This window comes from Pantoea sp. AS-PWVM4 (genome assembly GCF_000468095.1).
Taxonomy (GTDB): domain Bacteria; phylum Pseudomonadota; class Gammaproteobacteria; order Enterobacterales; family Enterobacteriaceae; genus Pantoea; species Pantoea phytobeneficialis.
In genome coordinates this window covers 82,778-107,786 of sequence record NZ_ASZC01000006.1, presented here as the reverse complement: position 1 = coordinate 107,786, position 25,009 = coordinate 82,778, and the positions used below count along the sequence as shown (strand labels likewise).

23 protein-coding genes and 1 tRNA gene are annotated in these 25,009 nt (G+C 53.6%); 14 read left to right on the top strand and 10 right to left on the bottom strand.

Going from position 1 to position 25,009, the window contains the following annotated elements; all coding sequences use genetic code 11:
- Positions 1 to 61 precede the first annotated feature (61 nt).
- On the bottom strand, positions 62 to 1,504 hold the full coding sequence (gene xylB / locus L579_RS07730; RefSeq protein WP_021183696.1) for a xylulokinase: 1,443 nt from the start codon (positions 1,502 to 1,504) through the stop codon (positions 62 to 64).
- Between the two features lie 17 nt (positions 1,505 to 1,521).
- Positions 1,522 to 2,844 (bottom strand): xylose isomerase, encoded by a 1,323-nt coding sequence (gene xylA / locus L579_RS07725; protein ID WP_021183695.1) that lies wholly within the window; start codon positions 2,842 to 2,844, stop codon positions 1,522 to 1,524.
- A gap of 366 nt (positions 2,845 to 3,210) precedes the next feature.
- Here xylA and xylF point away from each other — a divergent pair, with 366 nt between their 5' ends.
- The 6 genes from xylF (at position 3,211) to L579_RS07695 (ending at position 9,232) form a co-directional block, all read left to right on the top strand.
- Positions 3,211 to 4,203: a D-xylose ABC transporter substrate-binding protein gene (gene xylF / locus L579_RS07720; protein ID WP_021183694.1), complete on the top strand. Its 993-nt coding sequence runs from the start codon at positions 3,211 to 3,213 to the stop codon at positions 4,201 to 4,203.
- Between the two features lie 20 nt (positions 4,204 to 4,223).
- Positions 4,224 to 5,750 (top strand): xylose ABC transporter ATP-binding protein, encoded by a 1,527-nt coding sequence (locus L579_RS07715; protein WP_036625761.1) that lies wholly within the window; start codon positions 4,224 to 4,226, stop codon positions 5,748 to 5,750.
- Positions 5,743 to 6,924, top strand: a complete 1,182-nt coding sequence (gene xylH / locus L579_RS07710) for a xylose ABC transporter permease XylH (protein ID WP_021183692.1) — start codon at positions 5,743 to 5,745, stop codon at positions 6,922 to 6,924. Before L579_RS07715 ends, xylH begins: the two co-directional genes overlap by 8 nt.
- 93 nt (positions 6,925 to 7,017) lie before the next feature.
- Positions 7,018 to 8,196 carry a D-xylose utilization transcriptional activator XylR gene (xylR, locus tag L579_RS07705; RefSeq protein ID WP_021183691.1) on the top strand — a complete coding sequence of 393 codons (1,179 nt, stop codon included), beginning with the start codon at positions 7,018 to 7,020 and terminating at the stop codon, positions 8,194 to 8,196.
- A gap of 61 nt (positions 8,197 to 8,257) precedes the next feature.
- Positions 8,258 to 8,352 (top strand) — tRNA-Sec (locus L579_RS07700).
- Between the two features lie 31 nt (positions 8,353 to 8,383).
- Positions 8,384 to 9,232: a helix-turn-helix domain-containing protein gene (locus L579_RS07695; protein WP_021183690.1), complete on the top strand. Its 849-nt coding sequence runs from the start codon at positions 8,384 to 8,386 to the stop codon at positions 9,230 to 9,232.
- Here L579_RS07695 and L579_RS07690 read toward each other — a convergent pair.
- Together L579_RS07690 and L579_RS07685 are read right to left on the bottom strand one after the other, a co-directional pair.
- Positions 9,189 to 9,587, bottom strand: coding sequence for a helix-turn-helix domain-containing protein (locus tag L579_RS07690; protein WP_021183689.1), 399 nt, complete (start codon positions 9,585 to 9,587; stop codon positions 9,189 to 9,191). The genes L579_RS07695 and L579_RS07690 overlap by 44 nt on opposite strands.
- Positions 9,588 to 9,702: 115 nt before the next feature.
- The gene (locus L579_RS07685; protein WP_235056573.1) at positions 9,703 to 10,668 is read right to left on the bottom strand and encodes an alpha/beta hydrolase; all 966 of its coding nucleotides are present in this window, start codon (positions 10,666 to 10,668) and stop codon (positions 9,703 to 9,705) included.
- 223 nt (positions 10,669 to 10,891) lie between these two features.
- Here L579_RS07685 and L579_RS07680 point away from each other — a divergent pair, with 223 nt between their 5' ends.
- Together L579_RS07680 and L579_RS07675 are read left to right on the top strand one after the other, a co-directional pair.
- A complete protein-coding gene (locus L579_RS07680; RefSeq protein WP_021183687.1) occupies positions 10,892 to 12,025 on the top strand; it encodes an EpsG family protein in 1,134 nt (377 codons plus the stop codon).
- A gap of 238 nt (positions 12,026 to 12,263) precedes the next feature.
- Positions 12,264 to 13,298 carry an acyltransferase family protein gene (locus L579_RS07675; protein ID WP_036625758.1) on the top strand — a complete coding sequence of 345 codons (1,035 nt, stop codon included), beginning with the start codon at positions 12,264 to 12,266 and terminating at the stop codon, positions 13,296 to 13,298.
- 67 nt (positions 13,299 to 13,365) lie between these two features.
- Here the strand turns inward: L579_RS07675 and L579_RS07670 are convergent, their stop codons facing one another.
- Positions 13,366 to 14,358, bottom strand: coding sequence for a LacI family DNA-binding transcriptional regulator (locus tag L579_RS07670; RefSeq protein WP_013507234.1), 993 nt, complete (start codon positions 14,356 to 14,358; stop codon positions 13,366 to 13,368).
- A gap of 392 nt (positions 14,359 to 14,750) precedes the next feature.
- Between L579_RS07670 and L579_RS07665 the strand changes: the two genes are divergently transcribed.
- Positions 14,751 to 16,214 (top strand): sugar porter family MFS transporter, encoded by a 1,464-nt coding sequence (locus tag L579_RS07665; RefSeq protein WP_021183684.1) that lies wholly within the window; start codon positions 14,751 to 14,753, stop codon positions 16,212 to 16,214.
- A gap of 50 nt (positions 16,215 to 16,264) precedes the next feature.
- Here the strand turns inward: L579_RS07665 and L579_RS07660 are convergent, their stop codons facing one another.
- From L579_RS07660 to L579_RS07640, 5 genes are all read right to left on the bottom strand, one after another.
- Positions 16,265 to 17,398 carry an ROK family protein gene (locus L579_RS07660; RefSeq protein WP_036625756.1) on the bottom strand — a complete coding sequence of 378 codons (1,134 nt, stop codon included), beginning with the start codon at positions 17,396 to 17,398 and terminating at the stop codon, positions 16,265 to 16,267.
- 116 nt (positions 17,399 to 17,514) lie between these two features.
- Positions 17,515 to 18,255 carry a DNA replication protein DnaC gene (gene dnaC, locus L579_RS07655; RefSeq protein ID WP_021183682.1) on the bottom strand — a complete coding sequence of 247 codons (741 nt, stop codon included), beginning with the start codon at positions 18,253 to 18,255 and terminating at the stop codon, positions 17,515 to 17,517.
- The gene (gene dnaT, locus L579_RS07650; protein ID WP_021183681.1) at positions 18,255 to 18,791 is read right to left on the bottom strand and encodes a primosomal protein DnaT; all 537 of its coding nucleotides are present in this window, start codon (positions 18,789 to 18,791) and stop codon (positions 18,255 to 18,257) included. The genes dnaC and dnaT overlap by 1 nt, the downstream gene beginning before the upstream one ends.
- Before the next feature lie 103 nt (positions 18,792 to 18,894).
- Positions 18,895 to 19,563 carry a hypothetical protein gene (locus L579_RS07645; protein ID WP_036625895.1) on the bottom strand — a complete coding sequence of 223 codons (669 nt, stop codon included), beginning with the start codon at positions 19,561 to 19,563 and terminating at the stop codon, positions 18,895 to 18,897.
- Between the two features lie 74 nt (positions 19,564 to 19,637).
- On the bottom strand, positions 19,638 to 20,333 hold the full coding sequence (locus L579_RS07640; RefSeq protein ID WP_021183679.1) for an outer membrane autotransporter barrel domain protein: 696 nt from the start codon (positions 20,331 to 20,333) through the stop codon (positions 19,638 to 19,640).
- Positions 20,334 to 20,476: 143 nt separating this feature from the next.
- Between L579_RS07640 and L579_RS07635 the strand changes: the two genes are divergently transcribed.
- The 5 genes from L579_RS07635 (at position 20,477) to L579_RS07615 (ending at position 25,006) form a co-directional block, all read left to right on the top strand.
- Positions 20,477 to 21,037, top strand: a complete 561-nt coding sequence (locus L579_RS07635; RefSeq protein WP_021183678.1) for a DNA-3-methyladenine glycosylase I — start codon at positions 20,477 to 20,479, stop codon at positions 21,035 to 21,037.
- A 110-nt stretch (positions 21,038 to 21,147) separates the two neighbouring features.
- Positions 21,148 to 21,810: an OmpA family lipoprotein gene (locus L579_RS07630; RefSeq protein ID WP_021183677.1), complete on the top strand. Its 663-nt coding sequence runs from the start codon at positions 21,148 to 21,150 to the stop codon at positions 21,808 to 21,810.
- Between the two features lie 154 nt (positions 21,811 to 21,964).
- Positions 21,965 to 22,957, top strand: coding sequence for a LacI family DNA-binding transcriptional regulator (locus tag L579_RS07625; RefSeq protein ID WP_021183676.1), 993 nt, complete (start codon positions 21,965 to 21,967; stop codon positions 22,955 to 22,957).
- A gap of 66 nt (positions 22,958 to 23,023) precedes the next feature.
- Positions 23,024 to 24,049: a LacI family DNA-binding transcriptional regulator gene (locus L579_RS07620; protein ID WP_021183675.1), complete on the top strand. Its 1,026-nt coding sequence runs from the start codon at positions 23,024 to 23,026 to the stop codon at positions 24,047 to 24,049.
- Positions 24,050 to 24,259: 210 nt separating this feature from the next.
- Positions 24,260 to 25,006 carry a sugar phosphate isomerase/epimerase family protein gene (locus L579_RS07615; protein WP_021183674.1) on the top strand — a complete coding sequence of 249 codons (747 nt, stop codon included), beginning with the start codon at positions 24,260 to 24,262 and terminating at the stop codon, positions 25,004 to 25,006.
- Positions 25,007 to 25,009 lie beyond the last annotated feature (3 nt).

The window sequence follows — 25,009 nt, the reverse complement described above, 5'->3', positions numbered from 1 at the left end:
TGCTCATCTTACCTGACTTTATGGCCAGACCCATGCCAATTCCGGCCATCATGCTGACGTATCAGGACATCAACGGCTTCAGTTGCTGATAGAGCCGGGCGAATACCTCACGTTGTGGTTGATAAGCCTGATGGCGAGCCGTATCCGGCTGATGGCGTTGCGCCAGTTCCGGTGTGGGCAGTTCGCTGTTGGCATCGACGGCCAACTGCGCCAGGCGTGCCGCCCCCAGTGCCGGGCCGACTTCACCACCATGACAATAATCCAGCGTCAACCCGCTGATATCCGATAACATTTGTCGCCAGTAAGCGCTACGTGCGCCACCGCCAATCAACATCACCGTCTTTGGCTGGACGCCACATTCGTGTACCGCATCCATGCCCTCCGCCAGGGCAAATCCCACCCCTTCCAACACCGCTCGCGCCAGTTCCGGCCGGCCATGCTGATGCGTCAGGCCAAAAAATGCCCCCTGCGCCTGTGGATTGTTGTGCGGTGTGCGCTCACCCGAGAGATAAGGCAAAAACCAGACCGGTGAGACATCGCTGCTCGCCCGTTCAGCTTCAGCCAAAAGCTGTGGTACATCTTCGCAGCCGGTGAGTTTGGCCGCCCAGTCCAGACAGGAGGCCGCACTGAGGATCACCGACATCAGATGCCAGCGCTGTGGCAACGCATGGCAAAAACTGTGTACCGCGCGCTGTGGGTTGCTGAGATAACCATCACTCACGAGGAAGTAGACGCCGGAGGTACCGAGCGACAGCATCCCCTGTCCCGGCTCGACCATGCCAACACCCACCGCCCCGGCGGCATTATCACCACCGCCAGCCACCAGTGGCACTGGCTGCATCCCCCAACGGCTGGCGATGTCGGGTCGGAGCGTACCGGTTACCTGATTGCCCTCGAACAGCGTTGGCATCTGGCTACGATGCAGGCCACAGGCATGAAGCAATTTATCGCTCCAGTCACGCTGGGCCACATCCAGCCACATCGTCCCCGCCGCATCCGACATATCCGTGGCGAAGTCGCCGCTTAAGCGCCAACGCAGATAATCCTTTGGTAGCAAAACCTTAGCGACGCGGGTGAAAATTTCCGGCTCGTGCTGCTGCACCCATAACAGCTTGGGTGCCGTGAAGCCGGGCATCATCAGGTTACCGGTGATGGTGCGTGAATCCGGCACCTGCTGCTCCAGTTGGCGGCACTGCTCACTGCTGCGTCCGTCGTTCCACAGGATCGCCGGACGTAGCACCTGCTGCTGCGCATCTAACAGCGTCGCACCGTGCATCTGGCCGCTCAGACCCATCGCCTGCACATGACCAAGGTCATGTCGCTGCGCCAGCGCCTGCATTGCCTTATCAGTTGCCAGCCACCAGCTTTCGGGATCCTGCTCGCTCCATAAAGGATGCGGGCGCGACACCTGCAACGGCGCGCTTTCCACGGCAAGCACCTGCCCTTGCGTATCCAGCAACGCGACCTTAACGCCCGAGGTGCCCAAATCGATCCCGATAACCATGCTGTTCTCCTGAAAGGTTAAAAATCAAAAAGGTAATGATTGACCAGGTTTTCCAGTTGTTCCTGACGTCCACTGCGGTGTTGCGGATTAAATTGCTGTTGCTGGGCATGCTGAGCAAGGGACGCCAGGGAGAACTCCCCTTTCAGGATCTGCTGACCAAACTCACCGTTCCAGCCGCTGTAGCGCTGCGCCACGCGTTTATCCAACTCGCCATCAGCCACCATCCGCGCCGCGACTTTCAGGGCCAGCGCCATAGTATCCATCGCGCCAATGTGACCGTAAAACAGGTCATATTTATCGGTGCTCTGACGCCGCACTTTGGCATCAAAGTTTAAGCCGCCGGTGGTGAATCCGCCCGCTTTGATGATCTCGTAGAGTACCAGCGCATTTTCTTCGACGCTGTTCGGGAACTGGTCGGTATCCCAGCCACACTGGATATCGCCACGGTTGGCATCCACCGAACCAAAAATCCCCAAGGCAATCGCGGTGGCAATTTCATGGTGGAACGAGTGACCGGCCAGCGTGGCGTGGTTGGCTTCCACGTTGACTTTGATCTCTTTCTCCAGGCCAAACTGTTTCAGGAAGCCATATACCGTTGCCACATCATAATCATATTGATGTTTGGTCGGCTCCTGCGGTTTTGGCTCAATCAGCAGCATGCCCTGGAAGCCGATTTTGTGTTTATGCTCGACCACCATCTGCATAAAGCGGCCAATTTGCTCACGCTCCTGGCGCAGGTCGGTATTCAGCAGGGTTTCATAACCTTCACGGCCTCCCCACAACACGTAGTTTTCACCGCCGAGCGTTTGTGTTGCCTGCATGGCACTGCACACCTGGCTGGCGGCCCAGGCAAAAATTTCCGGATCAGGACTGGTGGCGGCACCCGCGCCATAGCGGGGATGGGTAAAACAGTTGGCGGTGCCCCACAGCAGTTTCACCCCAGTTTCCTGCTGTTTTGCCAGCAGTTTATCGGTCATTACCGCAAAGTTATCACGGTAGGTCTTCAGCGAGTCGCCTTCCGGGGAAACATCAACATCGTGGAAGCAGTAGTAAGGTACGTTCAACTTATGGAAGAACTCAAAAGCCACATCCGCCTTCAGCAACGCCCGCTCAAGCGCATCACCATTCTTCTGCCAGGGGCGATCAAAAGCGCCGACACCAAACATATCCGCACCGTTCCAGCAGAAGGTATGCCAGTAGCAGGCGGCAAAACGCAGATGCTCAGCCATAGTTTTACCGAGAATCACTTCATCAGGATTGTAGTGACGGAACGCCAGAGGATTATGGGTGTTGGTCCCTTCATAACGAACGCGATCAAGCTGGTCGAAATAGGCGTGCATGTTTTGCTCCTTAGCATGAGGACCCGAATGGTCAGCTGTGAGCCATTATTGTGGTGATGCGTTCTGCCGCTTCTCAATTACGATATTTCACACTTAACTTAAGATAATTATTATTTGTGCGTTAGCTCGCAAAACAATGTCGTTATTTCATTGCACTCCAACCCGCAATCCCGCTGCAATTCATTTTTCCGAAAACCGCCAAATATCGATCGCGCTCAAAAAATCACAAATAAACCAAAAAACGTAATGGCCGGATAAAAATCAGTAATTGATGTTGCCGGAAACTCAGGTCAACAATTCAACCGCCCTGTTCATAGCCTTATACCCTAAACAACGACAATAGCCTCCACCTACAGGATGAACACCATGAACATGAAGAAAACGCTGTTAGCCGTCTGCGCGGCCCTGGCACTTGTCAGCCACGCTGGAGCGGCAAAAGAAGTGAAAATCGGTTTGTCGATGGATGATTTACGCCTGGAGCGCTGGCAGAAAGACCGTGATATCTTTGTAAAACAAGCGGAATCCCAGGGTGCCCAGGTGTTTGTACAATCCGCCAACGGCAACGAAGAAACGCAAATGTCGCAAATTGAAAATATGATTAACCGCGGCGTGGATGTATTGGTGATCATCCCCTATAACGGCCAGGTATTAAGTAACGTGGTGGCCGAAGCGAAGCGTGAAGGCATTAAAGTTCTGGCCTATGACCGTATGATTAATAACGCCGACATTGATTTTTATATCTCTTTTGATAATGAAAAAGTGGGTGAACTTCAGGCCGAAAGTATTGTGCAGCAGGTACCAAAAGGAAATTATTTCCTGATGGGTGGCTCGCCGGTGGATAATAACGCACGTCTGTTCCGCGCCGGTCAAATGAAAGTCTTAAAACCTTACATTGATAATGGCAGCATCAAAGTCGTGGGCGATCAGTGGGTTGATGCCTGGTTACCGGAAAATGCGCTGAAAATTATGGAAAACGCCTTAACCGCGAACGGCAACCATATTGATGCCGTGGTGGCTTCCAATGATGCCACCGCCGGTGGGGCGATTCAGGCGCTGAGCGCGCAGGGGCTGGCGGGCAAAGTGGCGATTTCCGGCCAGGATGCCGATCTTGCCGCCATCAAACGCATCGAAAATGGCACGCAGACCATGACGGTGTACAAACCCATCACGCAACTGGCGACCGAAGCGGCAAAAATCGCCGTGGAACTCGGTGACGGTCAGACACCTGCCAGCAACGGCAAACTTAACAATGGCTTAAAAGATGTGCCGTCCCGTCTGCTGACACCAATCCAGGTTAATAAAGGCAATATCGAAAGCACCGTGATTAAAGACGGCTTCCACAAGCAGAGCGAACTCTAAGCGCAGACCGCGAAGGAGAGATGTCGATGTTGCTGGAAATGAACCATATCACTAAGCGCTTCGGCGCGGTGAAAGCGGTGGATGACGTCAGCCTGCGGCTGGATGCAGGCGAAGTCATGTCGCTGTGCGGCGAAAACGGTTCGGGAAAATCGACACTGATGAAGATCCTGTGCGGGTTATACCCGCACGGTGACTTCGACGGCAGTATCCATTTTGCCGGTGACGAAATTCAGGCGCAGACCATCCGCGATACCGAGCGCAAAGGGATTGTGATTATCCATCAGGAGCTGGCGCTGGTACGGCAACTGACGGTGATGGAGAACATTTTCCTCGGTGCCGAACTGGGGCGCTACGGCATGGTGGATGACGAAACCATGACGCTACGTTGCCAACAATTACTGGAACGGGTCAAACTCAATGTGTCGCCAGACACGCGAGTGGGCGATCTCGGCCTCGGTCAGCAGCAACTGGTAGAAATCGCGCGCGCATTGAATAAACAGGTACGTCTGCTGATTCTGGATGAACCCACTTCGTCGCTGACCGAGCAGGAAACCGAGGTGCTACTCAGCATTATCAAAAACCTGCGCGAACACGGCATCGCCTGCATCTACATCTCGCACAAACTCAACGAGGTGAAAGCGATTTCCGACACCATCTGCGTGATCCGCGACGGCCAGCACATCGCCACGCGCGATGCTGCCGGGCTGAGCGAGGATGACATCATCACCATGATGGTGGGCCGCGAGCTCACCGCGCTCTATCCACATACGCCACATGAAATCGGCGAGACGATATTGCAAGTCGATAACCTCACCGCCTGGCATCCCGTTAACCGCCATATCCGCCGCGTCAACAATGTTTCCTTCAGCCTGAAACGCGGCGAGATTCTTGGCATCGCAGGTCTGGTGGGTGCTGGCCGAACCGAAACGGTGCAATGCCTGTTTGGTGTCTGGCCGGGGCGCTGGCAGGGCGACATTACGATCAACGGCAGTAAGGTGCAGATTCACGACTGCCGCGACGCCATTGGGCATGGCATTGCAATGGTGCCGGAAGATCGCAAAAAAGATGGCATCGTGCCGCTGATGGGGGTGGGCAAAAACATCACCCTGGCGGCGCTGGATCAGTTCAGTCAGCGCCTCTCCACGCTGGATGAGGCACGAGAACAGCATGCGATTAACGACGCCATTGCCCGGTTGCGGGTCAAAACGTCCTCGTCAGAACTCCCTATTGGTCGCCTGAGCGGTGGCAATCAGCAGAAGGCGATCCTCGCCAAATGCCTGCTGCTTAACCCACAAATTTTAATTCTCGATGAGCCAACGCGCGGCATCGATGTCGGCGCGCGTCAGGAGATCTATCTGCTGATCAATGCGCTGGTACAGCAAGGGATTGCGGTGATTGTCATTTCGTCCGAGCTGCCCGAAGTACTGGGCCTGAGCGATCGGGTTTTGGTGATGCATGAAGGGCAAATCAAAGCCGATCTGATTAACGATAACCTGACTCAGGAGCAGGTGATGGAAGCCGCCCTGCGGAGTGAACACTATGCTTAAGACCGAAAGTACACAACGCGGCCTGACGACGCCGGGTAAAGCGGGCGCGGGTAAATTTCCGCTCCCCAATTTGCAGGTATTGGTGATGCTCGGGGCAATTGTGTTGATTGCCCTGTTCTTCACCTGGACCACCGACGGGGCCTGGCTTAGCCCGCGTAACGTTTCCAACCTGCTGCGCCAGACCGCCATCACCGGCATCCTCGCGGTTGGCATGGTGTTTGTCATTATTTCGGCAGAGATCGATCTCTCCGTCGGCTCCATGATGGGCCTGCTCGGTGGTGCGGCGGCGATTTTCGACGTCTGGCTCGGCTGGCCGCTGCCCTTAACCATTGTGGTCACGCTGGTAATGGGATTGCTGCTCGGCACCTGGAATGGGTGGTGGGTAGCCTACCGCAAAGTGCCCTCGTTTATCGTCACGCTGGCGGGCATGCTGGCCTTTCGCGGCATTCTGGTCGGTATCACCGATGGCACCACCGTCGCACCAACCACCCCGGCGATGTCGCAGATTGGCCAAAGCTATCTGCCTGGCGGGGTCGGGTTTGGTTTCGGTTTTGCCGGTCTGGCGCTGTTTATTGTCTGGCAATGGCGCTTACGCCTGCGTCGTCAGCTGCTTGGTTTATCGCAACCCGCAGCGGGTGGTGCGGTCGCGCGTCAGGCCATCACCGCCATTCTGGTGTTGGGTGCCATCTGGCTGTTGAACGACTATCGTGGCGTGCCAACGCCGGTACTGCTGCTGGCGCTGCTGTTGTTGGGCGGGATGTTTATGGCAACGCGTACCGCCTTTGGTCGCCGTATCTACGCGATTGGCGGCAACCTGGATGCAGCACGGCTCTCCGGCATCAACGTCGCACGCACCAAGCTGGCGGTGTTTGCCATCAATGGTGTGATGGTGGCGATTGCGGGTTTAATCCTCAGCTCACGATTGGGTGCGGGTTCACCTTCGGCGGGTAACATTGCTGAACTGGATGCCATTGCCGCTTGCGTTATCGGCGGCACCAGCCTGGCAGGCGGTGTCGGTTCTGTCGCTGGCGCGGTGATGGGCGCGTTTATTATGGCTTCGCTGGATAACGGCATGAGCATGATGGATGTTCCCACCTTCTGGCAGTACATCGTCAAAGGGGCGATTCTGCTGCTGGCGGTGTGGATGGATACCGCCACCCGGCGTCGGGTGTAATCGCGTGGGCGATCACAATGTGGCGCAAATTCTTTCTGCTCCTCAGCCAGCCGTGCTATGCAATGCGCTGGGGGTTTAAGGGAGCGCGCCACTATGCATGAGAAACGATTTCGCATTACGTTACTTTTCAACGCCAATAAGGTGTATGACCGCCAGGTGGTCGAAGGCGTTGGCGAATATTTACAGGCGTCGCAAACTGACTGGGATATCTTCATCGAGGAGGATTTCCGTTGTCGTATCGACAATATTCGCGAATGGCTGGGTGATGGCGTGATCGCCGATTACGACGACAGTTCAATCGAAAAATTACTGGCGAATGTGCCGGTACCCATTGTTGGGGTGGGCGGTTCCTACCACCAACAACAGGACTACCCGCCGGTGCATTACATCGCCACCGATAACGCCGCGCTGGTTGAGAGCGCCTTTTTACATCTGAAAGAGAAAGGGATAAACCGCTTCGCCTTCTATGGCCTGCCGGCTTCCAGCGGCAAACGCTGGGCGCAGGAGCGGGAGCATGCCTTCCGCCAGTTGGTGGCACGCGAGCGCTATCAGGGGGTGGTTTATCAGGGCATGGAAACCGCGCCGGAAAACTGGCAGCACGCGCAAAACCGTCTGGCTGACTGGCTGCAAACGCTGCCGCAGCAAACCGGCATCATTGCCGTCACCGATGCCCGCGCTCGCCATCTGTTGCAGGCTTGCGAGTATTTGAAAATCCCGGTGCCGGAAAAACTCACCGTTATTGGCATCGACAACGAAGAATTGACGCGTTATCTGTCTCGCGTGGCGCTCTCGTCAGTGGCCCAGGGGACGCGTCAGATGGGATATCAGGCTGCCAAGCTGCTGCATCGGTTACTGGATAAACAGTCCCTGCCGCTGCAACGTATTCTGGTACCCCCGGTAAAAGTGATCGCCCGCCGCTCCACAGATTTCCGCTCACTGCGTGACCCGGCGGTGATTCAGGCGATGCATTACATCCGCTTTAACGCCTGCAAAGGCATCAAGGTCGAACAGGTACTGGACGCCATCGGCATCTCCCGTTCCAATCTGGAAAAACGCTTCCGCGATGAAACCGGCGATACCATTCATGCGATGATCCATCGCGAAAAACTGGAGAAAGCGCGTGAATTGCTGGCCAGTTCTTCGTTAAGTATCAATGAGATCTCTCAGATGTGCGGCTACCCTTCATTGCAATATTTCTATTCGGTCTTTAAGAAGAGTTACGCCACCACCCCGAAGGAGTATCGGCAACATTACGGCGAAAACGTGCTGTGACGCACGAGTGAGATCAACAACTTCACACCGTTTGCCGCTATAATTCTGCGGCTGCGGTAAAGGAAGATCGTCGTCTCCGGTGAGGCGGTCGGATTTCAAATCCGATTGGGGCCGCCAGCGGTCCCGGGCAGGTTCGACTCCTGTGATCTTCCGCCACCTTGTTCACGCCTGACCTTCAGGAAAACCCATGTTAATCCACCCATCCGATAACATCCCTTTTGCGGGTGACCCACGCAGAGACGAGTTGCGTCAACGGCTACTGGAACCGAATGCGCCGAAGGTGATTGCCGTATCGTTGTCCAAAGAGTTGGATCGGGAGAGCCACACACATCGTCATGCTGCCGGACAACTTTATTGCCTGAAACAGGGGTTGATGACGGTTAACACGCCATCCGGTATCTTTGCCAATCCACCACGTTTAGTCGGTTGGATCCCACCGCACTTCGAACACGCGATCGTTGGACCTGGGCAGGTGTTGGGGTGGACCGTATTGATTGACGAAGATCTCGCCGCGCCATTGCCTGATCATCCGGTATTGTTATCCTGCCCGGCAGTGCTGGAACCTCTCGCCGAACGGCTGGCGACCTTAACGCCAGAATTTTGGGGCAGTGAACGCTACAACCGGTTGGGGGAAGTTTTCCTCGATGAACTCTATGAAGCCACCGTCCAGCCTCTCACTCTGCCTTTACCTGAAGATCCGCGTCTGCTCCAGATAGCGCGTTTGCTAATCGACAACCCATCTGACATACGTACCGGACCGGAGTTGGCACGCTGGGCCGGGCTTAGCCCCAGAAGTCTGAGCCGCCACTGGGCCAGTGCCACTGGCATGAGCCTGGCAAAATATCGCCAGACCTCACGCCTGTTGAAATCGCTGGAGGGACTCGCCGCGGGCAACAGCGTGCAGCAAGTTGCCTGGCAGGTTGGATTCGAGAATGTCAGCAGCTACATCAGTGCGTTTCGTCATGCCTTCGGCTCGACACCGGGCAAATATTTTACCGCGCCGGATGACCATGCGAACGCAACATCAGCAGGCTAGCCGGGCCATCAATATGCGGCAGGCTGTGCTGATATTTGCGACGAAATGCCCCTGGCGGTAGGTTGAACATACGGCGAAAGGTGCGGCAGTAAGTCTGCTGTGAGTCAAAGCCAAACTGCAACGCAATATGCATCAGAGGGGTATTGTCGGTTAACAACGCAATCACCGACGCCGTGAGCTTCCTCTCGCGAATGTAGGTTCCCAGTGCAATACCGGTATAACTGCGGAACAAGCGTTGCAGATGCCACTGCGAATAACCCGCCCGTTGTGCAACGGTTTCCAGAATCAGTTTTTGTTCGATATTAGCCTCAATCCACAGCAGCAACTGATGTATGAAGGCCACGTTAATATCCATCATTCCTCCTGATGCGGTCAGTCAGGAGGATTATAAAAAGTCGGCAACTGGCTATGTTGATGCTTAAGGCCAATCAATATCGATAACTCGCCAAATTGTGCACACGAGTGCCAGCTCAGGGTTGCTTCACCAGACTCGCCTGCCAGTCACTAAACAGCGTCGGCCAGTTTTTTGCCGGGATATTCTGTTTTTTCACGATGCCGAAACCATGCCCGCCCTGCTGGAAAAGATGCAGTTCAACTGCCACCTTATTTTTACGCAATGCCTCAAACATACGCAGTGCGTTTTGCGGCGAGGCCGTGCCGTCATTCAGCGCCTGAACAAGAAAAGTGGGTGGCGTATGGGCAGTCACGCGGTCCTCCTGCGAGAAGCGCTGTTTGATGTCGTTGCTGATGTCTTTGCCAAACATCGCCGCACGCGTACCGTTATGAGTCACACCATCCTGTAGTGACAGCACCGGGTAGATCAACGCCGCAAAATCGGGGCGGGCGGAAACCTGATCGACATCATCCCGTGGTGGGTAATTGGTGGCATCAGGATCATTGCTGACGTTCGCCGCCAGGTATGCGCCAGCGGAAAAACCCATCACTCCAATTTGGTCTGGCGCAATACGATATTGAGCAGCACCGGCGCGAATCAGGCGCATAGCACGCTGAACATCAGCAAAAGCATTATTTCGATTAACGTCAGATCCGCCACGCGGCATACGGTAAAGCAGCACAAAAGAAGAATAGCCTTTTTTACTCAGAACCTTCGCGACATCTAACCCTTCAAGATCTTGCATAATATACGAAAATCCCCCACCCGGAATGATTAGCACAGCCGAATGATTATTTTTACCGGCAGGAGGAACATAAATTATTTCTGGAGAATCGACTTTTGTGACAGCACGATTATTATCTGCCGGGTTTTTACTAAAATTAATAAATGTATTATTTCCTGACACTTCATTTGGCCAGATCGGAATTTCCTTATTGGCAAAAGCGCAGGGAAGATAAAACAGGAAAATCAATGCAGATAAAAAAGGTGACTTCATCTCTCTGGCTCCAAATCCTGAATAAAAACAATGATAAACATTCATTCTGAGTGCCATGACGACACAACATTCTGAATCAGAATCCTGTCCCAGAAGAAAAAACTAACATTATAATAAGTCCAATTGAATCTGTAGGGAAAGATAGCAAATAATGACCGCCTTTTTCACTCAATATAATACCGGACCAGAAAAAATTAGACTTTTCTCATGTTTACGTTAACAACACCCTATGTTATAAGTAAATTTTAAACTATAAGAATCTGTGACCATGGGAATTTACTGGATCATAAGCCTGAGTTTGACTTTTATTGCAATCGTTGAAGTCATGCTGAGTAAAGATGAAAACACAGCGCGAATCCGATCATATATTTATTTTGTTGCCGTGGTCGTGCTTTTTACCTTTGGCGGGATTCGTGGTCTGGGCACGGGCCTGGATGATTTTCAGTATCGCCAGTTCTTTTCTCAGTTCATCGATCAGATTATTATCGAAGGGTTCTGGAATGCCGTTGTCAATTTCCGCTATGAACCGGCCATTTATGCCATTGCAGGCTTCACCAGAATATTTACCGCTAACCCGGATATTTTTATCTATGTCTTTACCATGATAGCGGTTTGCGTCAACGCACATTATTTCCGTAAGCTGACACCATTACCGTTAGTTGCCCTGGCTGTTTATTCTGCGCACCTGTTTATCAATAAAGACATGAACCAGATCCGCTTTGGTTTGTGTTCCGCGTTTCTGATGGGCTTTGTCTATCATTTCGCGCGCAGAAGTAGACCAGGGATGATCACCACCTTCATTCTGTCGTTTATCAGCCATGCTACGGGTATTGTGGCACTGCTGATCCCAATGGCATTAATTGTCAGAAAAAACAAATATATTCCGATACTTATCGTCGTCGCCAGTCTACCGCTGGCCTTTATGGGAAGTTCGGCGTTAATTTCTCTTATTTCCAGCCATATCGGTTCTCTGGGCGACAGGGCAATGGGCTATGCCAACCAGGATTCTGCGCAGGAACAAGGCATCATTACGCTTTCTAACCTGAAAAATATTGGCTTCGTCTTCATTTTTAGCTTTCTGCTGCTAAGTGACAAAATAAAGAATTTCGACGAAGAAAAGTTTCGCCTCTACTACATTCTGGTCATTACGTTTGCCATTGGTAGTGGTTTAAGGATGGCATTGCAGGATTATGCCTCTGGTGGCCGTTTGGCAAACTATCTGTTGCAGGTTGAGCCGGTACTTATTTCTCTGTGTATCTGGGAAACCAGGAAAGCAATGAAGGTTCTGGCCGTGGGTATTACGGTACTCATGGTTCTTTACTATCTATATTACAATACCATTTCAAGTAAGCAGTCGATTACTGGCTACGAAGTTTCACGTACCTTCCAGTTATTCCGCTAATTTCTAATGCGCTGGCATCCAATGCCAGCGCATCTTCCTCTATTTAAGAATACCCCGATGGACACATAAGGAAAATCCGAATATCTTCCCTCATCAGGGCTTCACTTGATTTTTGAACCTTTTAAAACTCTAATAGTAGTACATCTGCGTCAGCAGTGATCGGAATATTCCTAACAACTCATGTAAAATCTAATAACGATTTTACTGGCGCAACGTCACTCAATGAAAGAATGCAGATATGAACGAAAAAAATAACTTCGACATCGTCCGACTATCGCTCGCCTTTATCGTGTTACTGGTGCATTCGGCAGAAGTGACGAGAAATGCTGACATTCGTTTCCTCTCGCACTTCCTGAATAGTGATTTTGCCGTAAGAGGATTTTTCGCAATAAGTGGTTTTCTTATTGCAAAAAGTTACTTGAGAAGTAAATCGCTGACCTCCTATTTTATTAAACGTGCACAACGCATTCTCCCCGCCTATATATTCGTGGTGATTATGTGTTTCGTGATTGGGATGTGCGTCACCACGCTGCCTCTGGTCGATTTTCTGAAGAACAAAGAATCGATTAAGTATCTCATTGCGAACTTTTCGTTCCTCAACTTCATCCAGCCTTCGCTGCCCGGAGTGTTTACCAATAACCCCAACCAGCCGATGGATGGATCGCTGTGGACGATTAAGGCCGAGCTGACGCTTTACGTACTGCTGCCCTTTGTGCTGCCGCTGATGAAGAAGAGCCCGTTGAAAGTCTGGACGGCGATTTTCATCATCTCCAGCCTGTGGTTCTTCTTTTTCTCGATGGTGTATACCGGTCCGAAAGCCGATACCCTGGCGAAACAGTTTATTTCGCTCGCCTCTTTCTTCTTCTTTGGCAGTCTGCTGGCAACGCATCAACCCACTTTTGACCGCCTGAAAGAGATCACCATTGTTTCGCTGGTGCTGTTTTTGTTGTTCAAAAACACCGACTACTCCTTCCTTATTGAACCCATCGCGTTCTCTTCCGTGGTGATTCTGTTCTGCACCAACCTGTGTAGCGAGATTAAAATCAGCCAGTATGGCGACCTGTCTTACGGCATGTACCTCTACCACTGGCCGATCATTCAGGTGTTGCAACACTTTGGGGTTTTCACCGCCAACGCTTACCTGGGCTTGCTGATGACGATAGTTATCACCCTGGCGCTGGCCTACACCTCATGGAATTTGCTGGAAAGCCGCTTCCTGAAACGCGCGCACCACACGCCACCCTCCATCGCCGGCAGCACCGCACGCGATTAAAGCGATTTATCGCGCAAATGAAAACAGCGCGATAAATCGCGCTGTTACGGAGTGTGGGTATTGTGATTCAGATGGTGGCACCCATCGATAAACGATAGTGCAGGTTGACCTGTTCGATGGTCGGCAGATGGTTAATCTTTTTGATGACAATCTCTGTCGCCACTTTACCCATTTCAAAACGTGGCGTGATGACACTCGCCAGGCGGGGCGTGGTGACCTGACCAATTTCCAGCCCGTGGAAACCGGCGATTGCCATCGATTGAGGCACCGCAATGCCAGCGGCATGGCACTCCTGCAACACCCCCACCGCCAGATCATCATTGGTACACAGAATCGCGTCCATATCCGGGTAGAGCTGGCGCGCCAGCGTCATCATGCCGGTACCAATCGACACTGAGGAGACTTTGTTCGGCACAATGCGCCCTTCCGGCAACCCCGCCGCTGACACCGCATCACAATAACCGGCGTAGCGTTGTTCATCACGACGGTCCGACATAGAGCCAAAGTAGATTACGCGTTTTTTGCCGCTTGCCAGCAGCATTGCCGTCATGTCGTAACCAGCACGATAGTTGTCAAAACCCACATTGATACGATCGCGCGCCTCGGTCAGCCCCATCACCTCCGCCACCGGGATACTGGCCGCTTTGAGGTATTTTTCTGCGCGTACGGTGTGCACCGATTCTGTGAGGATCAGCCCTTTAATATTCAACGCCAGTACCGTGGCGATTTGTTCCTCTTCCCGTTGCGGGTTGTAGTCGTAATTGACCACCAACGTTTGATACCCCTGAGCGCTGGTCACCGATTCGATACCCGCCAGCAGGTCGGCAAAGATTTGATTATTAAAGGAAGGAATAAGCACACCAATGCGCGGCGGGCTGGAACTGGTCTGAGCAAGGTTGTCAGGATCGGGCGTATAACCAATCTCGGCAATCACGCTGGCAATTTTGTCGGCCGTTTCCGTTTTAACTTTTTCCGGCGTACGTAAATATCGGCTCACCGTCATCTTGGTGACCCCCGCCAGGGTGGCAATATCATCCAGAGTGATGCGCTGCGTTTTCATCGCGATATCCGCAAAGACGGCCTTTCAATCAATGTATTATGCCTGCTGCCCGGAAAAAAATGAAACCACGGAGTGCCGCTGCTACAGCCCCTTTTCAACGCGTCTTTTCAGAATGAAAATTCCAGTAAAAAGCAAGCCGTGCAACCTCCCCCTTCGGCAAAAATGACAAAAAACCTATCATTTCATCTGGATAAACATTAGTCGATTTAACTCAAACCATAATTTTCGCAACACGCCTCACACATTTCGGAAAAAATGATCCAAAAATATCCATTTAGAAAATATATTTCAATATTGAGTACCCTGCGTGAAGAAACGGAACATCGACAACCTACAACATTCCTCTTTCTGGACAAGCAACGTTCAGGCCGTAGAGACAAGGGGCTATAACAATGAATACCAGGCAAAAACGCTACAACATGAAGTATGTCATCCTCTGCTGTACCGTCGCCGCATTTGGCGGACTGCTGATGGGGTATGACTCTTCCATCATCTCCGGTGCCATCGAACCATTAAGTGAATACTTCCAACTGACGCCAGCAGAAACCGGCTGGGCAGTGTCTAACATCCTGCTTGGCAGTCTGGTCGGCTGCTTTATCGCGCCACGTTTGAGCGATGTGCTGGGACGTAAAAAGTCTCTCGCCATCACCGCGTTACTGTTTACCGTTTCGGTCATTGGCACCGCCATTGCGCATAATTTCACGGTGTTCGTCATTTTCCGCATGATTGGTGGCCTGGCAATCGGCCTCGCTTCGGTGATCTCTCCCATATATCTGGCCGAGCTGTCACCCTCCAAATTTCGTGGCCGCACCACGGCGCTTTATGCGGTGTGTTGTGTCGGTGGACAATCGGTGGTGCTGCTGACCAACTACTTCATCACCAAATCGATGCTGCCTGACGCGATGATCGCCCTGGGCTGGCGCTACATTCTGGCGACGGCGCTGGTGCCGTGCGCGCTGTTTATCTTCTTTATCGCCTTTATCCCGGAATCACCACGCTGGAACGTGCTGAAAGGCAAGTACGATGCCGCGCTGGATACGCTGACCAAAATCTCCAATCGCGAACATGCGGAGAGCGTCTTTAGCGAGATCAAACACTCGTTCTCCGCTGAGACGGCAAGCCAGCATAAAGCGCGCTTCCGTCTGGATAAAACCACCGTGCCTTTGCTGGTGATCGGCATCGGTCTGGCGGTAGGCAACCAAATCAGTGGCATTAACGTGATTCAGTATTTCGGTCCGACGCTGCTGAAGAATGTCTCGGGGAGTGTCGATTCGGCGTTGTTACAAACCTTCTGGCTGTCGGTCTGTCAGTTCATCGGCGTGCTGGCCGGGATGACGCTGATTGATAAAGTCGGACGTCGCAAGCTGCTGCTGCTTGGCGCAATCACCTCCTGCATCTTCCTCGCTTACTCGTTTATTGCCTTCTACTATCATCTGCCTGGCCTGCTGCCGGTGATCGGCCTGTTCGCGTATATGATTTTCTTCGGCATGACCTGGGGACAGATTGTCTGGACGGTGCTGGGTGAAATCTTCCCGACGGAAATTCGCTCCATCTGCGTCGGGATCTCGATTTGTGCGATGTCGATGGCAAACTTTGTCATCAGCACCACCTTCCCGATCATGAACAGCAATCCGCTGCTGATCGACATGTTCCACGGTGGTTTCCCGCTGCTGCTGTTCGCAATCTTCTCACTCGGTATGTACTTCTTCACTTTCCGTTATTTACCGGAAACCGCTGGGGTATCGCTGGAGAAAATTCACGGTCTGGTGCTGGAGAAGTTTAATGTTGAGGCCGAAGTGCCGGCCAGTACCGGCAGCACGAAAACCAGTGAATCGCTGAATATTCCGCGTCATTAACACATATAGCGGCGCGCGATAAATCGCGCCGCTACGCATCGGAAGGGAGGTTAATCCATCCGCTGCTCATACTGTTCAATCACTGCCAGCGCCAAACCGTTGGCAGGATCAATACGCTGCGGCAGAAAATGCAGCGCGGTATGGGTGAAGGTAAACGCCAACGTACTCACCTCCGCCGCCTGCTGTACGGCTCTGGTAAAGGCCGGGCAGGCATTCCACGCGGCATCAATCATTATGCTGGCCGGATTAAGCAGTAGCATCACCTGGCTCAACGCACTGCCGAGCTGCGCCCCTGCCTCACTCAATACCGCATCCACAATCGCCGGTTCACTGTCACGATTTTGCCAGCGCAAACCCGGCTTGCGGCGCAACAGTTGCTGTTGAATGGCTGGCTGACTGACCAGCGCTTCCAGGCAACCCAGGCGGCCACAGCTACAGCGTGGACCGTCAGGCTGTACGGTGAGATGCCCAACTTCACCCGCGGTCCAGCTGCTGCCGGTAAACACTTCGCCGTGCTGCACCAACGCCCCGCCAATCCCTTCGGCAATACGGAGATAGAAATGGCTTTGGCTTTTGTCCAGCGCCAGTTGCTGCACCGACAGCAAAGCCGCTGCCTTGACGTTATTCATGATGCGCAGTGGCAGGTCAATCCCGCGCCGTAGCGGCGTCAGCAGATCAACATCCTGCCAGCCAAGATGGGAAGAAAAATGCATCCAACCGCGTTGCGGATCGACGATGCCAGGAAAACCGATCGCGATGCCAATCAGTTCCGGGTGCGCTGCACGCAGGGCCTGGCAGCACTCCACCAGCTCCTGGAGCAGTAACGCCGGGTCGCTGGTTTCCGAACGCCAGGTTTGCTCGGCAATCACCTGCGAGAAATAGTCGCAAACTCGCCAGTGTATCGCCTGCCGTTCGACCATAATGCCCGCACTTTTGAGTTTCTCCGGGCGGAGCGATATCTCGATTTTCGGTCGCCCGGCAGCCGCGACACTCACCGGCCCCAGTTCGTTGATTAACCCCTGCGCCAGCAGATCATCCACAATCAGCGAAACGGTATTTTTGCTGAGGGTTAATGCCTGGGCTAAATCCTGGCGGGAGGTCACTCGGGTTTGCCGCAGCTGCGTCATCACCCGCTTCAGGTTATTCAGTCTTAGTAACGCTGGCCCTTTGCCCATCGTTTTCATGACAACCTCAACCGGCAGAATGGTAGAGGTTCAGTGTAGCAGTGTACGGGTGCGCTTTATCTCAGACTTTGTTGTCATTTTTGACGTAGCGCACCAGATAAAATGAGGTTGGATAATTAATACTCATCGCCGCGCACGCGGCTGCGGTAACTTTCCCAATCGAAGCGTACCCACAAGCTGTTGCCCAGGCGCATACGGTCCATTACGCGCTCGCCCAATAGCGCGTTCATACCGGCAGGGTCGAGGTTTGACAACATGCCCGTCGGGCGTTTCGACGAGGAGCGGCGATCAACAATCTGGTTGATGATCACTTTTTCATAGCGTGATTCGCTCTGCATACCGATCTCATCGATCACCAGCAGATCGACGGTGCTGAGATCCTGCAACAGGCGTTCTTCGGTGATATCGCTGCCACCGCTGAAGGTGCCTTTCATGCTCGACATCAAATCTGCCACGGTGACAATCAGCACGCTTTTACCGCGAATAATCAGATCATTGCCGATAGCCGCCGCCAGATGGTTTTTACCGGTGCCAGGGCGGCCGGAAAACACAAAGCTGGAGATACTGTTATCAAAACCCGCAGCGTATTCCCTCGCCAGACTCAACGCTTTGCGCTGCCCTTCGTTTTCCACCCGATAGTTGTCGAACGAGCAATTCATATGCAACTCACGGATACCGGAACGGCCCATGATGCGCTGCATTTTCATTGCGCGGTTTTCACGCACAATCGCCTCAGAACGCAGACGACCCTGCTCCTGATTCCAGGCCAGCAGCTCCTCGCCACTGGTGAATTTTGGCTTTACCTCTGTCGGCATCAGTTTTTTCAGGCGGTTGAATAGATCGTTCGGCGTTTTCATCATTCACCTCGAAAACCATCGGGAATATCATAATCAGTATTGCTGATCTGCGTGATATCGCGCTTCGGCTGACCGCCATTGGCGGCCCGGTTCATCTGCACGCTGCGCGCCAGTTTCTGTTGCCACTGCACATGATGAAACAGACGACCTTCAGCCTGCCAGTAAGCCACAAAGGTCGCCAGCTCAGCCGCCGTCACCGGTTCACTCAGCGCCACACCCCAGATTGCCGCCTGACGTTGAAAATCGGCATCGGGCTGCCAGCCCGCATACATGGCAAATTTACCGACCGGCGTCGCTATCGGGGCAAGCGGAGTGTCAAACAAGCTGTCATCCAGGGTGACATCGTTGGGTTGCTGCGCGGCGGCTTCCAGCGCCAGCAATTGCGCCAGCCGTTGTGGCGTCAGCGCATAAAACGCCGGCGCGTTATGCTGCAACACCGCCAGCGTGCCGTTTTCTGCCTGTTGCAGCACCGCGATCGGGTCATGGCAAAAGCCATCTAACCCGACCAACGTAGAAGTTAAGATTTTGACTGACATGAAGAAACCTGACGTTGACAAACCCAGTGCGTCGAACGAATTTCCTCGTCCGACGCTATGGTTGCAGTGTACCTGTTTTAGCGCGCAGGATCGCCAAAAAAGGTTAGCGGGTAGCGATCTGAGGCTGGGCGTGATTCATATTGGAACTCGCTTTGGCAGCAGCCGGGGCGTTAGCGAGCTGTGGACGGGTTTGCCACAAATAACGCACCGAGGCGATGAGGCAAAGACTGTAACCCAGCAGCTCACTGCCTTCCTCAGCCATATTTTTCACCACGCGGTTGTAGCCATCCAACATCAGATGCTCCCATAGCTGGTGCATACCAAACAGGCGAGAGAACACCAGCACAGCCAGCAAGCCACTCGCCATCATTTGCCAACTCCGGTGCTGAACCAGTTCGACCAGGCCCGGTAAAATCTGTTTAGGCTGACGCAAGGCCATTGCCAGTGAGGCTGCGGTGACTGCCAGAGCAAACCATACCCAGCAGCCATGCTTGATGATGTCGAACAGAAAATCCAGCTCGCGGATCAGCATGCAGGTAAAGAATCCACCCACCAGAATCAAAGCGGGTCGTTGACGTGAGGCGATAAAAAACAGTCCGGCGTTAATTGCCAGCATGATTTCTTGCGTCACTTCGGTGAATGAAGTCTCCTTCATCGCATCGTTCATCCAGTTGACGTCGATGTAGACCATCGCCATCGCAAAAACTAAAACCAGCCCACTGATGAAAAAAGCCGATAATTCACGGCCAAGTATAAATAAATTGTCGCGCATGTTGTTACCAATGATAATGATTAGCATCCTTATTATATTTTTATCATCCTTATTTACTTCTCATTTTATGCCGATTAAAAACTGGCGCTGACACCGAGGCTATAAATGAACTGCTCACCGCTGCTCATGGCACCGTTTTGCGAGAATGAGGCAAAAGCCGACAGATGTTGCCCCAGCGGCATATTGGCGCCGACGCTGACATCCATCCAGTTGTTCTCCCGTGCGATCCCTTCATCACTGCGCGGGGTGAAATTCATCTCCCCCAATTGGTGGCTGTAGCTAATCTGTGCGTAAGGGGCTATCCAGCCAAGGCTGGAATCAACGCGCCACCCCAATGATGCAATGTGATCATCTTTATCAGGTTCAACGAATGCGCACTGCGGGCAGCTCAGCGGTGACGAGTCGACAGCGTATTGCGCCACCGGCCCGGTCGTGAGCGTCTCATTGACAGGTAACTGCCAGCCTGCCGACATGCGATGAGTAAAAGGGTTAGCACCGACGCTGGCCGCTTCGGTATGGACGCTGACCACGGCCTCACCCGGTGCATTCAGCGCGGCATCCATCAGATTATTGGTGCTATTTTCTGTCAACATCAGGTGATTTTGGGAAATTTTTTCGGCAAGTATGGCGTTGTAATCCGGCGAAGCTACCGGCTGATCCTGGCTGTTCTCATCCCAGGCCAATACCGGGCAGGACACGGCAAATAGCCATGCACACCCCATCACCAGCGCAAGATTGTGCTGGCCTGACCGCTGACTTTTCTGCAACATGAAAGACTCCTGACGAGCCAGATAGGAACCGGGCGTTTAGGTATTGGATATAACAGTTATCGGCGCCCTTTGATTAACTATTAACCGATTATTGAATACGTCAAGGGAAACGAAGTATTTTCCTCTGCTTAAGGAGTGATGCAATGCAACGATGTGGCTGGGTAACACAGGATCCGCTCTATCTGACGTACCACGATACTGAGTGGGGTGTACCGCAAACCGATAAGCGCGCCTTATTTGAAATGTTATGTCTTGAAGGGCAGCAGGCGGGGTTGTCATGGATTACCGTGTTAAAAAAACGCGCCAACTATCAGCGAGCATTTCATCAGTTTGATCCGCAGGCCATCGCGTCAATGGATGAACAAGATCTCGATCGCCTGATGCAGGACAGCGGGTTAATTCGTCAACGCGCCAAGCTGGCGGCGATCATTACCAATGCCCGCGCTTATCTGGCGATGGAAGCCAACGGAGAGGACTTTTCCCGCTTTATCTGGGAATTTGTCAATAACACGCCAATTTTACACAATTATGCCAACTACAAACTGGCCCCCACCACCTCCGATCCTGCTATAGCACTGTCAAAAGCGCTGAAGAAGCGTGGTTTCAAATTCATCGGCCCCACGATTTGTCACTCGTATATGCAGGCTTGTGGCTTGATTAACGATCATCAAACCGATTGTTTTTGCCATCCCGCTAACCGTTAAGGCATTTCTTTACAATTTAAGACTTATTCTCACGTTTTTTCCCATGATTTGACGGCATAATCAGCACCGTTTTGGGGGTTTTTCCCCCACTTAAATCTAAGGGACTTTTAATGAATAAGAACATTGTTGCACTTGCCTTGTTACTGAGTGGCAGCCTGGCTCTGTCCGGCTGTACGACTAACCCCTATACCGGCGAATCGCAGGCGGGTAAATCCGGCATTGGCGCTGGTCTTGGCGCAGTGCTGGGCGCGGGTGTCGGCATGATGTCGTCATCGAAAAAAGATCGCGGTAAAGGCGCACTGATCGGCGCGGCGTCTGGCGCAGCATTAGGCGGCGGTATCGGTTATTACATGGATGTGCAGGAAGCGAAACTGCGCGACAAAATGCGTGGTACCGGCGTCAGCGTGACGCGTCAGGGCGATAACATCGTGCTGAATATGCCGAATAACGTCACCTTTGATTCCAGCAGCAGCAACCTGAAACCGGCGGGTGCCAACACCCTGACCGGCGTGGCGATGGTGCTGAAAGAGTATCCAAAAACGGCGGTCAACGTGACCGGATATACCGACAGCACCGGCACGCGCGCACTGAATATGCGTCTGTCGCAACAACGTGCTGAAAGCGTGGCCAGCGCGCTGATTGTGCAGGGCGTCGAAGCCAGTCGTCTGCGCACCCAGGGCCTGGGGCCGGATAACCCGGTTGCCAGCAACAGCACCGAGGCAGGTAAAGCACAAAACCGTCGCGTTGAAATCACCCTCACCCCACTGGGGTAATAATAAATGGGCCTGCATTGACAGGCCCATTTTGTCTTTTTTTACGCCACTTTTGGCACTTGCTGCTACCCATTACTGTCAAATATTATCAACCGATAGAGCCGCCGATTTCTTTATGTTAGCTTGATCAAAAATTGATCAATGGAAGCCCATCATGTCGCTGAAAGCCATCGCCTCCGTTCTCGGACTTTCCGTTACCACCGTGAGTCGTGCACTGAATGGCTATGATGATGTGGCAGAAGTTACACGCAAACGTATCGAAGAAGAAGCCAGCCGCCGCGGCTATCGCCCCAACGCCGCAGCCCGCCGTCTGAAGACCGGCCGCGCCAACACCGTCGGACTGGTGTTTCCCGACAGCTCCCTGCCCCTGAGCGACAGCCATTTTATTGAATTGCTGCAAACACTCGACCAACGCCTTGCCCGCGATGAAATCGACCTGCTAATGCTGGCCGATAAACCGCAGGACCAGCAACGCACCTTGCGTATGCTGCGCAGTGGTGCCATTGATGCGTTGATCGTCACCCATGCCATGCCGCAGGACATTCGCCTGCAACGGCTACAACAAAAGGGGTTTCGCTTTCTGTCACTCGGTCGCAGCCAACTGGCGCAACCTTATGCCTGGTTTGATTACGATAATTACGCCGGGGTAAAGCTGGCAACCGATCACTGCCTGGCCGCGGGATTAACCCGCCTGGCGTGGCTGGGAGGTAATGAACCCAGCAGCTTTGTGCGCGATCGCCGCCGGGGTTTCCTTGATACCGTCACTCAACATCAACCGCTGCCTGTTCCGTTGATGGCTACCGTACCGCCCTCACGCCGCGCCGGATATCAGCAAACCGCGACCTGGCTGGCTGAGGGACAGCAGCCACAGGCGATCATCACCGATTGCAGCCCGCTGGGAGAAGGGGCCGCGATTGCGCTGCAACAGGCCGGACGGCTCAGCGGCCCACAGGCGATCCGATTGTTTGTCTACGACGGGCTGCCGCATGATTCCATCATCGACCACCCGGTCAACGCCATCCTGCAATGCTCACAACAGCATGTGGGTGAAAAACTGGCGGAGATGGTGCTGCAACTGCTGGAGGGGACACCGGTCAATCAGCTACAAACCTTGTGGCAACCGCGTCTGCACCTCACTTCTGACTAGCCGATTCTTGCAGAGCGGCGTTCCTGTGGTAGTCTTCGCCTGTTTCTTTTGAACCAGGTGTATGCAATGAAGACCAGGCCGCCCCGCGCGACTATCAGCGATGTTGCCCGCACGGCAAAAACCGGTAAAACCAGCATTTCACGCTACCTCAATGGCGAACAAAATCTGCTGTCGCCCGATCTCAAAGCGCGTATCGAACGCGCCATCGCCGAACTCGACTATCGCCCAAGCCAGATGGCACGCGGGCTGAAGCGTGGCCGTACCCGCCTGATTGGCCTGATCATTGCCGACATCACCAATCCCTATTCTGTAGATGTGCTGAGCGGCATCGAAGCCGCCTGCCGCGCCCACGGTTTTACCTTGCTGATGTGCAACACCAACAATGAAGTGGATCTTGAGCAGCATTATCTGCAACTGCTCAGCAGCTACCAGGTGGAAGGCATTGTGGTAAACGCCGTCGGTATGCACGAAGACATCCTCAAACGCCTGCAACAGTCGATGCTGCCGATGGTGCTGATTGACCGTAAAATCCCTGATTTCGCCTGTGATGTGGTGGGCCTGAATAACCCGGAAGCGGCACAACTGGCGACAAAACATCTGCTGGCTAATGGCTACGAAGCGCTGTTGTTCCTCAGCGAACCACTTGGCAGCGTCAATACCCGCCGTGAGCGTCTGGCGTCGTTCTTCAGCACCGTGGCAACCCAACCTGCGGTACAGGCGGAAAACGCCGAAGTTGCGCTGCACCAACCTGAGCAGATGGATGCCACCCTGCGCGATTTCCACCAGCGCCATGCTGGAAAGCGCTGTGCGGTGATGGCGGCTAACGGCGCACTAACGCTGCAAGTAGCGCGCGCGTTGCAACGGCTGAACCTGAGCTGGGGCGAGTCCATCGGTCTGCTCGGTTTCGATGAACTGGAGTGGGCCGCGCTGGCAGGCGTCGGCATCACCACCCTCAAACAACCCACCTGGCAAATCGGTTATGCTGCGCTGGAAAAAGTCATTGCGCGTATTGAAGGCGATGACCATCCCGTCACAGAACAAGTGTTTTCCGGCGAGCTGATCGTGCGTGGCTCCAGCCAGCGGCTGGGTTGATCGAAGCTGCGCGATTTATCGCGCAATTTTGAGCCATCCCGGGTAAAACCCGCGCGATAAATCGCGCCGCTACGAATCGTGCCTTCCTCATACTAACGGCTCACTTCGTGAGCAGGATCATACTTCCGACGTCTGCATCTTCCTTTTGGAACCGGTTCCATCTAACGTTTTTATAACGTTTGGGAGGCCGTGGGTGCCCGGAGAGATGAGATGAAACCAGAAATCATTGTTGTGACCGCTGCTTACGGCAGCAGCAAAGTGGCAGAACTTGGTGGTCAGTCGGCCCTGCTGCCGTTGATTAAACAAGCGGGAGCGGATGGCGTGGAGATTCGCCGCGAGCTGTTCAGCGCGGAGGATTTATCGCAGCTTCCCGCTCTGGGTCAAGCCATTACCCGCCAGGGATTAAGCGCCTGTTATTCAGTGCCGGAAACGCTGTATCTGGCCGATGGCGCGCTGAACCCGCATCTGGCGCAGTTCCTGTCCGAAGCACAACAGATTGGCGCGCAGCAGCTGAAACTGTCGCTCGGTCACTTTATCGATCTCCATACCACCGCCTTAGCCGCCGTGCTGACCGCTTCTCCCGTCAAACTGGTGGTGGAGAACGACCAAACGACCGACTGCAAACTGGCTCCGATGCAGCGCTTTTTCCATCAGGTGCGCGATGCGGCGCTGCCGCTGGAGATGACGTTTGATATGGCGAACTGGCGCTGGACCGGCGAAGACGCACGTCTGGCCGCGCAGCAATTGAGCCATTACGTTGGCTACGTGCATGTCAAAACTGCGGTACCGCATCGCGACAGCTTCCGTGCTATCGCACTGGATGACAGCCCTGAAGACTGGCGCGCCCTGCTGCACGCTCTGCCTGCGGATGCGCCACGCGGCATTGAATTCCCGCTGGAAGGCGCCGATCTGCTGGCGGTAACACGCCATTACGTTGACCTGCTGCGCGCCCGTTAAGGA

Excerpts from the sequence above, each read along its gene's own strand:
- L579_RS07675 (WP_036625758.1), top strand. The coding sequence starts at position 12,264 with ATGAACGAAAAAAATAACTTCGACATCGTCCGACTATCGCTCGCCTTT.
- xylF (WP_021183694.1), top strand. The coding sequence starts at position 3,211 with ATGAACATGAAGAAAACGCTGTTAGCCGTCTGCGCGGCCCTGGCACTT.
- L579_RS07685 (WP_235056573.1), bottom strand. The coding sequence starts at position 10,668 with ATGAATGTTTATCATTGTTTTTATTCAGGATTTGGAGCCAGAGAGATG.
- L579_RS07715 (WP_036625761.1), top strand. The coding sequence starts at position 4,224 with ATGTCGATGTTGCTGGAAATGAACCATATCACTAAGCGCTTCGGCGCG.
- dnaC (WP_021183682.1), bottom strand. The coding sequence starts at position 18,255 with ATGAAAACGCCGAACGATCTATTCAACCGCCTGAAAAAACTGATGCCG.
- xylR (WP_021183691.1), top strand. The coding sequence starts at position 7,018 with ATGCATGAGAAACGATTTCGCATTACGTTACTTTTCAACGCCAATAAG.
- dnaT (WP_021183681.1), bottom strand. The coding sequence starts at position 18,791 with ATGTCAGTCAAAATCTTAACTTCTACGTTGGTCGGGTTAGATGGCTTT.
- L579_RS07665 (WP_021183684.1), top strand. The coding sequence starts at position 14,751 with ATGAATACCAGGCAAAAACGCTACAACATGAAGTATGTCATCCTCTGC.
- L579_RS07660 (WP_036625756.1), bottom strand. The coding sequence starts at position 17,398 with ATGAAAACGATGGGCAAAGGGCCAGCGTTACTAAGACTGAATAACCTG.
- L579_RS07645 (WP_036625895.1), bottom strand. The coding sequence starts at position 19,563 with ATGCGCGACAATTTATTTATACTTGGCCGTGAATTATCGGCTTTTTTC.
- L579_RS07695 (WP_021183690.1), top strand. The coding sequence starts at position 8,384 with ATGTTAATCCACCCATCCGATAACATCCCTTTTGCGGGTGACCCACGC.
- xylH (WP_021183692.1), top strand. The coding sequence starts at position 5,743 with ATGCTTAAGACCGAAAGTACACAACGCGGCCTGACGACGCCGGGTAAA.
- L579_RS07670 (WP_013507234.1), bottom strand. The coding sequence starts at position 14,358 with ATGAAAACGCAGCGCATCACTCTGGATGATATTGCCACCCTGGCGGGG.
- xylA (WP_021183695.1), bottom strand. The coding sequence starts at position 2,844 with ATGCACGCCTATTTCGACCAGCTTGATCGCGTTCGTTATGAAGGGACC.
- L579_RS07640 (WP_021183679.1), bottom strand. The coding sequence starts at position 20,333 with ATGTTGCAGAAAAGTCAGCGGTCAGGCCAGCACAATCTTGCGCTGGTG.
- L579_RS07615 (WP_021183674.1), top strand. The coding sequence starts at position 24,260 with ATGAAACCAGAAATCATTGTTGTGACCGCTGCTTACGGCAGCAGCAAA.
- L579_RS07625 (WP_021183676.1), top strand. The coding sequence starts at position 21,965 with ATGTCGCTGAAAGCCATCGCCTCCGTTCTCGGACTTTCCGTTACCACC.
- L579_RS07620 (WP_021183675.1), top strand. The coding sequence starts at position 23,024 with ATGAAGACCAGGCCGCCCCGCGCGACTATCAGCGATGTTGCCCGCACG.
- L579_RS07680 (WP_021183687.1), top strand. The coding sequence starts at position 10,892 with ATGGGAATTTACTGGATCATAAGCCTGAGTTTGACTTTTATTGCAATC.
- xylB (WP_021183696.1), bottom strand. The coding sequence starts at position 1,504 with ATGGTTATCGGGATCGATTTGGGCACCTCGGGCGTTAAGGTCGCGTTG.
- L579_RS07635 (WP_021183678.1), top strand. The coding sequence starts at position 20,477 with ATGCAACGATGTGGCTGGGTAACACAGGATCCGCTCTATCTGACGTAC.
- L579_RS07630 (WP_021183677.1), top strand. The coding sequence starts at position 21,148 with ATGAATAAGAACATTGTTGCACTTGCCTTGTTACTGAGTGGCAGCCTG.
- L579_RS07690 (WP_021183689.1), bottom strand. The coding sequence starts at position 9,587 with ATGGATATTAACGTGGCCTTCATACATCAGTTGCTGCTGTGGATTGAG.